We start from the raw sequence: 8982 nt of genomic DNA on the forward strand, positions 1-8982 counted from the left end.
ATAAATCGTGCAACGACAGTCCTCTCGATTGCTGCGTAGTATTTATCATGGTTTTATACTAATTGTGGATAAATCAACACCAGACATCAGTAAGGATGTATGTCTTAGGGCGACGCAGGATGCTAAAGCCAACTTTTCAGGTGGATAAAGGCATTTTGAGTCTATTGTAAACAAAGTGTTGGCCCGCACCGATTTCCTACTAATCAAATGGTGCAACAGCCTCTCTTCAAATGATGTAGTTTTAGAGAACCTATGAGCGAATTTTCAAGCACACTAGACGAGCTTATGATGGCCCAACAGCCTATTTTCAAAAGAAATAGAGAGATGTTTGGCTACGAGCTATTGTTTCGCGATGACACTCACACGACCCAAGCCAGCGATGGTCTACAGCCAACGGATGGTAACAGTGCCACCAGCCAAGTGTTGGTCAATTTATGCATCGGCATCAATCAGCTTGAAAGCCAGATTCGCATGCCTTTTTTTGTCAATATGACAACAGAGCTGATTCTATCAGACGCCTTCATTCCCATTGATCCCAACACGCTTTATATTGAAATTGTTGAGAATCAAGTGATCTCCGAGGACTTTATTAAGGCCGTCTCACGCTGGCGGCAGGCGGGTTATCGTTTCGCTCTGGATCATTATCAATTCAGTGAGGAATACGAAGCACTGCTTCCCTTTATCTCCGTCATTAAAATTGATGTGAAACTGACATCGCCTAATCTGTTTAGCGAGCAGATTAACCAACTCAAGGCAAGAGGGCTTATTTTATTGGCCGAAAAGATAGAAGACCAAAGTATGTTTGAGCTTTGCAAAGACATTGGCTTTGATCTCTTCCAAGGCTGTTTTTTGCAATCCCCTTCTCCTATCAAAGGCAAGAAGATCGATTCAACAACACAAAGCGCTTTACGCCTAGTGACAGCGCTGCAAGATAAAGACATTAGCATCAATAAAGTAACCGAGTTGGTCGCCCAAAGTCCCAAATTGTCTTTTCAATTACTGCGTATTTTAAATAGCCCACTTTGCGGTATTAGCAAACGGGTTGAATCCATTAAGGATGCAGTGATTTTTCTTGGTTTAGTGCAAATCAAACGCTGGGCTTTGCTCATCACACTTGCTTCATCGTCATCAAGCTCAGAAGCATTAATGAAGATGCTATTAACACGGGGTCGTTGCTGTCAGATACTTGCTGAGCAAGATGAGAAAAACCTGAGCGATACGGCGTTTATCACTGGCACCATGTCTGGTATTGACGCACTATATGGCATAGAAAAACATTTAATTTTAGAGCAGGTATCACTTGGCCAAGACATCATCGATGCGATTTTTGACTATAAAGGCAAGCTAGGTGAGTATCTAAAAATCACCTTGGGAATAGAAAATAATCAGTCGTCTGTACTAGGCACTGTCAGCAAAGAGAACAGAGCAAAATACAATCGAGCCTTTTTAGATGCGATGATTTGGTCAAACAATGTTCTAAGAGCAATTAGTTAAACTTTTTTCCATCTAAAGTGTTGACAGGGTTATAAAAAACCATAGAATACGCAACACCTTTTCAAGGCCAGTGTGGTGGAATTGGTAGACACGACGGATTCAAAATCCGTTGCCTTCGGGTGTGGCGGTTCGAGTCCGCCTACTGGTACCAACATAAAAAAAGCGCTTACTTCGGTAAGCGCTTTTTTTCATTTCATGGCTACAAAAGCTCACTCTTTAGCTCAATGTCAAAACGAGCAACACGTAAAAAAGCTAAACAACACCCAACCCCTCTTCTCCAAGGTGCTCAATCACATAGTCGGGCAAGTCTTCACGATCCGGTATCGGTGTTGGATTACCATGATCATCAATGGCCACAAATTTAAACATACCTTCTGTGACTTTTTCACGAATACCAATGCGCGAGCGACGCACCCAAGATTCCACATGGATATTCATGGAAGTTCGACCCACTGACTCAACTCGGGTATATACGCCAAGCACATCCCCTACCTTGACAGGGCGAATAAAGCTCATCTGATCTAACGCTACCGTCACCACTCGCGCCTGAGCACGCTGACCAGCACAGATACCCGCTGCGATGTCCATTTGTGAGACAACCCAACCACCAAAAATATCACCTGCCGGGTTTGTGTCCCCAGGCATGGCTACCGTTCGCGTCGTTAAACGCCCTTTGGCTTTCTCTTCTTTTTCCGACATAACACCCTCTCGACAGGCCTATTTGATTTTCTTATAGGTTAACACAAGTGTACAAAAGCCTCAGACTATTTATCGAATACCCAAAGGAAATATAGCGACTAATCAAACACAATAAATGCCTAATTGCCGAAAATAGCAACATCTCATCAATTGCTTTACTAATTACTACCAGAAGCCGAGCCACTGGTGGCTGGATGGTTAGTGGCTGTATCCTTCTTCACTGAATCACCCTTTACTGCCCCCTTCTCAACAGGAAAATAAATTGCCTGTCCGGTCAACGCCGCCTCAGGCAAAGCAAAGCCAGAGCCTATCCCTGTACCAAAACCACCACTGCCCACAGATAACCCCAAACCAACACCCGTCCCTCTAAAAGAGGATTGAGTGATGCTTGTGATGATCACGCCATTGGCACCTATTTTCGCAGCCTGCTCTTTTAATTCGTTGATCGCTTTTTCTTTTCTTGAATCCGCTGAAAAGCCATTTTCACTGCTCGACTGCACTGTACCCAGCACCTCATAATCGAAACTGGGTTTTTCCTTAAACACAGTCACTTGATCTGCTTTGATAGCAGGACGCTTCTCCCCTGTCAGTTGATAAGAACCCGAAGCACAACCTTGCAACACGAGCGAAAAGACCACGACCCACAAGCATCTCATCCACATTATCATACCTAACGTCTCTCCTAATTATTCTGATGGCAACCAATACAGCAGCATGGCAATACACGACAATGACTCACTGAGTAAAGTTTGACAAGATTATCGCTTAAGGATCCCAAACAACAAATAAAATTTACGAGTCATAGACACAAGAAAACAGCACAAAAAAAAACCACCCGTAGAGGTGGTTTTCATCAAGTTGTCGAAACACTGCCCTATCACGAACGCCTCATACTTTAAATTTTAATACCAGAGCGTTTAACTCGATTGCCAAGCGTGTTAACTCAGCCGCACTTGCACTCGTCTGGTTTGCACCCACGACGGTTTGTGCAGCCAAATCGCTAATCGCAGTGAGATTAGCGTCTATCTCTTTAGCCGCTTGCGACTGTTCCTCTGTGGCGCTGGCAACTAAATGGCTACTGTCGGTAATCGACATAATATGGGCGGTAATCTGTTCCAATACTTCAACTGCTTCTGCCACGACAATCTGAGCCTGGTTACTTTTTTGCCCCGTGCTATCCATTGAAGCAACCGCCTCACTCGCCGACGTTTGCACTTGATGCACCATGGTTTCAATTTCCTGCGTCGACTCTTGAGTACGATGAGCAAGGTTTCTAACCTCATCCGCCACCACAGCGAAACCACGACCGGCTTCACCTGCACGTGCCGCTTCAATGGCCGCATTCAGCGCTAATAAATTGGTCTGTTCTGCAATCGCACGTATCACGTCTAAAATTTTGCTAATCGAAGCAATCTGTTCGGCCAATTGGTTAATCACTCGAGAACTGACCTGCATTTCGTCGTTCATCTCAAGAATGACCGACGTCGTCTGTGCCACGCGCTCTTTCCCTTCTACGGCCAGTTTTGTTGATTCAGCCGATACTTCAGATGCCTTGTGCGCCGTTCTCGCCACATCGTCCACTGCCGCGCTCATTTCTGTAATAGCGGCAGCGGCCTGTTGGATCTCATTATTCTGTAACATCAAACTATTCGATGAGTTTTCTGTCACACTGTTCAACTCTTCCGCAGCTGAAGAAAGTTGTCCAGAAGAGTCACCGATATGCACAATAGCCTCTCGCAAACTCCCTTGCATTGCTTGTATCGCACTACTCAAGCGAGTCAATTCATCATTACCTTGCACTGTGACAAGCTGAGTTAAATCCCCCTCAGCAATACTTTCAGCAGAATCAACCACCTCTTGTAGCGGCTTATTGATACTCTTAGAGATCACCAAGGCAATAGCAACGGCAATGGCTGCAGCAGCGGCAATAATAGTCACAATCAAGATAAAGCTATCGTTATATTCTTTGACGGATTTAAGCCTGGCCTGATCTGCTCCTTTATGGCTGGCGGACACCAGTACTTTCAGCAATTGAACCATATCATCGGCAGAGTGGTTCATATTAGGCAATAAATCTCCAATGGCCTCTTTTTGATCTTTCATTGCCAGCGCCACCACCTGATGTTGCGTTGTATAGTAGTGATTTTGTTGCTCTTTAAATTGATCAAATAAACGTCTTTCACGCTCTGAGTGAAGTGTTTTCTCATAGTCTTCCTCAAAACCAGCGACACTTTCCTTTATCTTATTAATGCTCTCTAAGGTATTTTCTTTTTCCGTTTTATCCCCATCACTTAATAATCGAAAGGTAAATATCCTTACCCTCATCAATTCACTGTTTATATTCCCTAAGCTAATGATCGCTGGAACAACTTTTTCCTCTATTGTTTTTGAATTGGCACGTATCCCCTTCATAGAAGAAATTGCGATCAACCCTAAACACATTAGAAGAAGAATCATTAATAAAAAGGACATCATTAATCGCAATCTAATATTAAAACTTCTTAACATACCCATTCCTTTTAACTTATAGGGCTTTAAAAATTTATTAACAATAAATAACTATTTAATTTGAAAACACACAGAAAAGTTAAAAGAAAATTTTCTTTTAACGAATAACAAGGCAATATATAAAATAGCCTCTATGCAACCACTAACAGACTTTTTGACACAGCCATGTCTCTAACTTGCTCTTTGGTAATGGCGGGCAAAAGAAATACCCTTGTATCACCTCATATCCCATTTTCTTCAAGCAATCAAACTGTTCTTGGCTTTCAACCCCTTCAGCAATCGAGACAGCCCCTATTGACTGACTGATAACTAGGACACTTTCCGTTAAATTTTTTGATGCTTTTTGGGGCAGCCCATTAACAAAAGCTCGATCCAACTTTAATTGTGAAACAGGTAATCGAAGTAGCCTCTTAAGATTAGAATAGCCCACACCAAAATCATCTATTGATATATCAATACCCATATTGTGAATGGCATTGACCATATCCGAAAAATAATCGATGGATCTTATTTTTTTATTTTCCGTCAATTCAATGACTAAACTACTAGGTAAAATAGCATTATCACTTAAAACAAAACGAATAATATTTTTTAGGTTAGGATAATCAAAACTAAAAGGGGAAAAATTGACTGCTACTCTAGGAATATTGATCTTTTGTTTTCGCCATTTTGCCAATTGCTGACAAGCATGACGCAGAACCCACAAATCTAATTCAGCGATAAATCCAAAATTTTCAGCAAGAGCAATAAAATCATCAGGTGCAACTTGACCAAATTCCTGACTATTCCACCTTGACAATACCTCAAGCCCATAGAGACTTCCGTCCGATGCATTGATTTGCGGTTGGTAGTAAAGCTCTAATAAATCACGTTGCAAATCTGCGCTTAAGGCTTTAGCCATTAAATAGTCTGACGAAACCTTATCATCACCCAATTCGCCCGATCCCCTTCGAACTAACAGGCAGAAGTACGGCTGACCCAACAGGTGAAATGTCTCGACTGAGACACTCACTTGATAAGCCTCGCGACCACTAGACACCAGCATCAATTTGATTGTCTTTCCTGTGAAGCATTTGAACTCACTTAAGTGAAACACTCGCATGTCGAGTTCAAACCAGAAGTATTCCAGAAGTAAGGGCTTATCAATGGGTAAATGGGATAATAGAAACAGTTGTCTTGCTTTCTCATTACAAGAAACAATCAAATCATTACTATCCAACACAATTAAGCTATCATTCGACTCTTGAAGCTCTGGCGAATTAAGCTCAGCATTTAAATCATCCTTTTTCACAACCCAACCCTTCTATAGCATGCTTCAGAAGCCACAAGACACCACTGATCACTTGTCTTTAAGACATAAAGATTCACCAATATTGCCTAATAGGCAAATAGAGTCAAGCAAATTGCCCCATAGGTTTTGCCTTAAAGGCAAAACAAAACGGATAATCTTGCCATGACGATTGGCCATGTTATAAAAATACTGCGAATTCAACGCAATATGACGCAAGAACAAGTTGCTCTGGAGGCTGATATGGCTACCAGCAATATTTCACGAATTGAAAAAGGGCAAAGGCAACCCTCGCAAAAAGCACTACTCAAACTCGCCAAAGCTCTAAACACCACACCATCTATGCTGTACGCCGCATGCGAACAACCAATAGACGACATTTTTTTCTTTTTGGAAACAGAAGAGAATGAGGAGAAGACGGCAAAAAACATCAACCAGTTACTGCTTAACAATGACGCTCAAACCGTCCTAAAATTGTTCAGCGAACTCACACCAAACAATAAGTTTTTACTACTGGAACAGCTAAAAACCCTACACAAGTGGCAAGGTAAAATGGATAAGTAGCGCACTTTTAGCAAAGACACTCACCTCAAAGACGGGGCAACCATCGTCCCATAACAACATAGCAGGGACTCTTCTAAAAGAAGCTAAAGATATCTTTAGAAGCTGGCTGCACGCCAGCTTCATACAAAGAGAGTAGAGGCCGATGAAAAACCAACAGTCTTTTATCGGCAGCAAAATTCAAGAGGGTTAGCGGTAATAGTTATTCATGGAAAAATCGTCGTCCTGCTCTTCCATGTACCCAAGATCATCATCCGTATCGGCGAAAAATCCATCCTCATAGTCAGGCATACTATCTTCTTCATACTCATAGTCGAAGTCATCGCCCTCATAATCATCGCCACCGTACCCATCATCTTCCTCATACTCATCATCCCAGGATGCGTATTTACCATCCCTTTCTTTTAATAAGCAATGACGAATAGCAGCCGCTTCACCATTAAATCGAGTATTTAATACAGTTGTTGAGAGTTCTTTAGGTAAATTCATCAGACAGCCCTCCATGTTAAGGCTTATCAAACAGACAAACTAAGATTAGCAAGGAATATTCCACTTGGTAAAATCAAATAAACCATATTTACATTCCAATAGTTTATAGTGATTATTTATAAAATAGCACATTCAGAAGATTGGTCAAACGCCCGTATAGAAAGGATTGAAGAGCATTTTCACCCGAACAAACCAAGGCACAAACCACTACAGAAGAGGCCTGCTTTATCAGCCATTGAATGCAAAAAAAACACCACTAAGTGGTGCCCAAGTTCAAGATAAACATCACGGATGAATTCGCCTGAGTATAGAGGGTGTGCATACTCATTAGTGATAATCCTCATAGTTGAGAATGTAAGCATAACCATCAACAAACTCGACAGTAATACGCCAACTCCCGCTCACGGTAATAGACCACCCCCATCTCAATTGCCTTCCCTAAATTCAGTTATTTTCTATCTTTAAAGAATGCCACAATCGAGTCGATCGGCATCCAAAGTTTGGCGGTGTGTTCTTCCTTCTGAAGGAAGATAAAGCCGCAATTCTGATAAAATGTAACGAGGTCATCGTCTTTGGCATCGACAAACAGTCCAACGACGCCCATATGTTCGTTTATCAGTAAAGTCCGCCGCATTGCGTCGATTACCATGATTTTGGCGATGCCCTGCCCTTGGTAACCTTCATCCACGCCCATTCTGGCTAATACCACGCCGGGCAATGGGTTAGGGTATTTCTTATACAGTTTATGAGGGACAGGAACTTTGACCTCAATATTACTGAGCGAGTAGAAGCCCGCAATGTCTGTTTCATCGCTTCCTTCTAGAACAAACGTCCTATACAGATTACGCTTTGCTGCACTGTGCGCAGACTCTTTTAGAAATTTGTTAATTCGTTCATTGCCACAATCGAATCGTTTACGATTGTGGCTTTCTTTTAAAGGTAACACTGCCATTCTCATAACCCTTTAGCGCATCATAAGCGTCATCAAGATGTTGAATCTCTGGCGGGTTATCTAATGCATCAAAAAATCGGTTAGCCCCTTCCATAGACAACGTCAGTAGCCTGTTTCGCTCTACCACTTCTTTTGCCTTTTCTAAAGCGGCATCAATCATAAACTGAGACATTGAAGCACCGGACAGCTCCGCCGCGCTAATAATGATCTCTTGAACCTCTTTTGGTGCTCGCGCAACGAGACGCACATTTTCTTGCGTTTGAGAAGTCTGCATACTCCATCTCCTAGACTGTTTGTATTTACAGTCTTTCATCTACCGTTTTGGGCAACAAGCCTCTTAAGTGTTGCCATTATGGCACCACAAACACCTAAACTACTACACTTACCACAACAACACACTTGGTACCCCGCTTTGCCATCACCTCAAAATTGAGGGCACGGTATTCGTCACTGCATTCTAAGCTTTCTATCTTACGCAAGATGTTGTCATGACGCTTATCAAAATGCTTGGTAATGACAACGACTTTCACTGCCAACCTTACACTCCAAGTTTTTCGTGTAATCCCGTGTAATCGACTTAATAAAATAATAGCCCTATTCTGCGTCTGTACCCCATATCAAAGGGGATATTTAACACATATAGACAAGGAGATTAAAATGGAGAATAAGCAAATGTCTGGCGGATGGACACCTTTTTCACCAGATATCAGTAAAGAAGAAAGAGAGATGTTTGATAAACTTACATCGTATAACCTGCTTCTAGAGTACATCCCTTTACTTGTTTCTACGCAAGTTGTTGCAGGTATGAACTATCGATTCATCTGTAATGTAAAATATGTAAATGTAAACCCTGAGCCACCTGAATGTACGAAGATGATTCAAATCTTTGCTCCACTACCAGGTAAGGGTGAACCTCATATAACCCATATAACTGATCTGTAAGATAGGATCAACTAAAGCCCACGCTCGGTGGGCTTTTTGTGCTTCTTAC

At 42.1% G+C, this 8982-nt stretch carries 11 protein-coding genes and 1 tRNA gene; 4 read left to right on the forward strand and 8 right to left on the reverse strand.

From position 1 onward, the window contains the following. Positions 1 to 252: 252 nt before the first annotated feature. Positions 253 to 1494 (forward strand): EAL and HDOD domain-containing protein, encoded by a 1242-nt coding sequence (locus JHD45_RS14030; RefSeq protein WP_199477136.1) that lies wholly within the window; start codon positions 253 to 255, stop codon positions 1492 to 1494. A gap of 66 nt (positions 1495 to 1560) precedes the next feature. Then, positions 1561 to 1645: transfer RNA gene (locus JHD45_RS14035), tRNA-Leu, on the forward strand. 101 nt (positions 1646 to 1746) lie between these two features. Here the strand turns inward: JHD45_RS14035 and JHD45_RS14040 are convergent. The 4 genes from JHD45_RS14040 to JHD45_RS14055 all read right to left on the reverse strand — a co-directional run bounded on the left by JHD45_RS14040 (position 1747) and on the right by JHD45_RS14055 (position 5992). Next, complete coding sequence (locus JHD45_RS14040) at positions 1747 to 2193, reverse strand: acyl-CoA thioesterase (protein ID WP_199477137.1); 447 nt, start codon at positions 2191 to 2193, stop codon at positions 1747 to 1749. A 158-nt stretch (positions 2194 to 2351) separates the two neighbouring features. Continuing rightward, positions 2352 to 2849, reverse strand: coding sequence for a DUF4156 domain-containing protein (locus JHD45_RS14045; RefSeq protein WP_199477138.1), 498 nt, complete (start codon positions 2847 to 2849; stop codon positions 2352 to 2354). 232 nt (positions 2850 to 3081) lie between these two features. Beyond that, positions 3082 to 4701: a methyl-accepting chemotaxis protein gene (locus JHD45_RS14050; RefSeq protein ID WP_199477139.1), complete on the reverse strand. Its 1620-nt coding sequence runs from the start codon at positions 4699 to 4701 to the stop codon at positions 3082 to 3084. Between the two features lie 142 nt (positions 4702 to 4843). Beyond that, complete coding sequence (locus JHD45_RS14055) at positions 4844 to 5992, reverse strand: EAL domain-containing protein (RefSeq protein WP_199477140.1); 1149 nt, start codon at positions 5990 to 5992, stop codon at positions 4844 to 4846. A gap of 162 nt (positions 5993 to 6154) precedes the next feature. Between JHD45_RS14055 and JHD45_RS14060 the strand changes: the two genes are divergently transcribed. Next, a complete protein-coding gene (locus JHD45_RS14060) occupies positions 6155 to 6553 on the forward strand; it encodes a helix-turn-helix domain-containing protein (protein WP_067013982.1) in 399 nt (132 codons plus the stop codon). Positions 6554 to 6739: 186 nt separating this feature from the next. On the opposite strand, the gene JHD45_RS14065 is transcribed toward JHD45_RS14060, so the two are convergent. From JHD45_RS14065 to JHD45_RS14085, 4 genes are all read right to left on the reverse strand, one after another. Continuing rightward, the gene (locus JHD45_RS14065; RefSeq protein ID WP_067013980.1) at positions 6740 to 7039 is read right to left on the reverse strand and encodes a hypothetical protein; all 300 of its coding nucleotides are present in this window, start codon (positions 7037 to 7039) and stop codon (positions 6740 to 6742) included. Between the two features lie 448 nt (positions 7040 to 7487). After that, positions 7488 to 7991, reverse strand: a complete 504-nt coding sequence (locus tag JHD45_RS14075) for a GNAT family N-acetyltransferase (RefSeq protein ID WP_199477141.1) — start codon at positions 7989 to 7991, stop codon at positions 7488 to 7490. Then, entirely contained in the window at positions 7954 to 8265 is a 312-nt protein-coding gene (locus JHD45_RS14080; protein WP_199477142.1) for a DUF1778 domain-containing protein, read from the reverse strand. Before JHD45_RS14080 ends, JHD45_RS14075 begins: the two co-directional genes overlap by 38 nt. A gap of 94 nt (positions 8266 to 8359) precedes the next feature. Further along, positions 8360 to 8527, reverse strand: a complete 168-nt coding sequence (locus tag JHD45_RS14085; RefSeq protein ID WP_199477143.1) for a hypothetical protein — start codon at positions 8525 to 8527, stop codon at positions 8360 to 8362. A 121-nt stretch (positions 8528 to 8648) separates the two neighbouring features. Here JHD45_RS14085 and JHD45_RS14090 point away from each other — a divergent pair, with 121 nt between their 5' ends. Beyond that, positions 8649 to 8933 carry a hypothetical protein gene (locus JHD45_RS14090; RefSeq protein ID WP_199477144.1) on the forward strand — a complete coding sequence of 95 codons (285 nt, stop codon included), beginning with the start codon at positions 8649 to 8651 and terminating at the stop codon, positions 8931 to 8933. Positions 8934 to 8982 lie beyond the last annotated feature (49 nt).

Origin of the sequence: Marinomonas spartinae, assembly GCF_016461715.1 — a bacterium.
In the GTDB taxonomy this organism is placed as follows: domain Bacteria; phylum Pseudomonadota; class Gammaproteobacteria; order Pseudomonadales; family Marinomonadaceae; genus Marinomonas; species Marinomonas spartinae_A.

What these genes read in the sequence shown, in the direction of transcription:
- JHD45_RS14080 (WP_199477142.1), bottom strand. Translation starts at nt 8,265, where the DNA reads ATGCAGACTTCTCAAACGCAAGAAAATGTGCGTCTCGTTGCGCGAGCA.
- JHD45_RS14030 (WP_199477136.1), top strand. Translation starts at nt 253, where the DNA reads ATGAGCGAATTTTCAAGCACACTAGACGAGCTTATGATGGCCCAACAG.
- JHD45_RS14090 (WP_199477144.1), top strand. Translation starts at nt 8,649, where the DNA reads ATGGAGAATAAGCAAATGTCTGGCGGATGGACACCTTTTTCACCAGAT.
- JHD45_RS14050 (WP_199477139.1), bottom strand. Translation starts at nt 4,701, where the DNA reads ATGTTAAGAAGTTTTAATATTAGATTGCGATTAATGATGTCCTTTTTA.
- JHD45_RS14075 (WP_199477141.1), bottom strand. Translation starts at nt 7,991, where the DNA reads ATGGCAGTGTTACCTTTAAAAGAAAGCCACAATCGTAAACGATTCGAT.
- JHD45_RS14065 (WP_067013980.1), bottom strand. Translation starts at nt 7,039, where the DNA reads ATGAATTTACCTAAAGAACTCTCAACAACTGTATTAAATACTCGATTT.
- JHD45_RS14060 (WP_067013982.1), top strand. Translation starts at nt 6,155, where the DNA reads ATGACGATTGGCCATGTTATAAAAATACTGCGAATTCAACGCAATATG.
- JHD45_RS14045 (WP_199477138.1), bottom strand. Translation starts at nt 2,849, where the DNA reads ATGAGATGCTTGTGGGTCGTGGTCTTTTCGCTCGTGTTGCAAGGTTGT.
- JHD45_RS14040 (WP_199477137.1), bottom strand. Translation starts at nt 2,193, where the DNA reads ATGTCGGAAAAAGAAGAGAAAGCCAAAGGGCGTTTAACGACGCGAACG.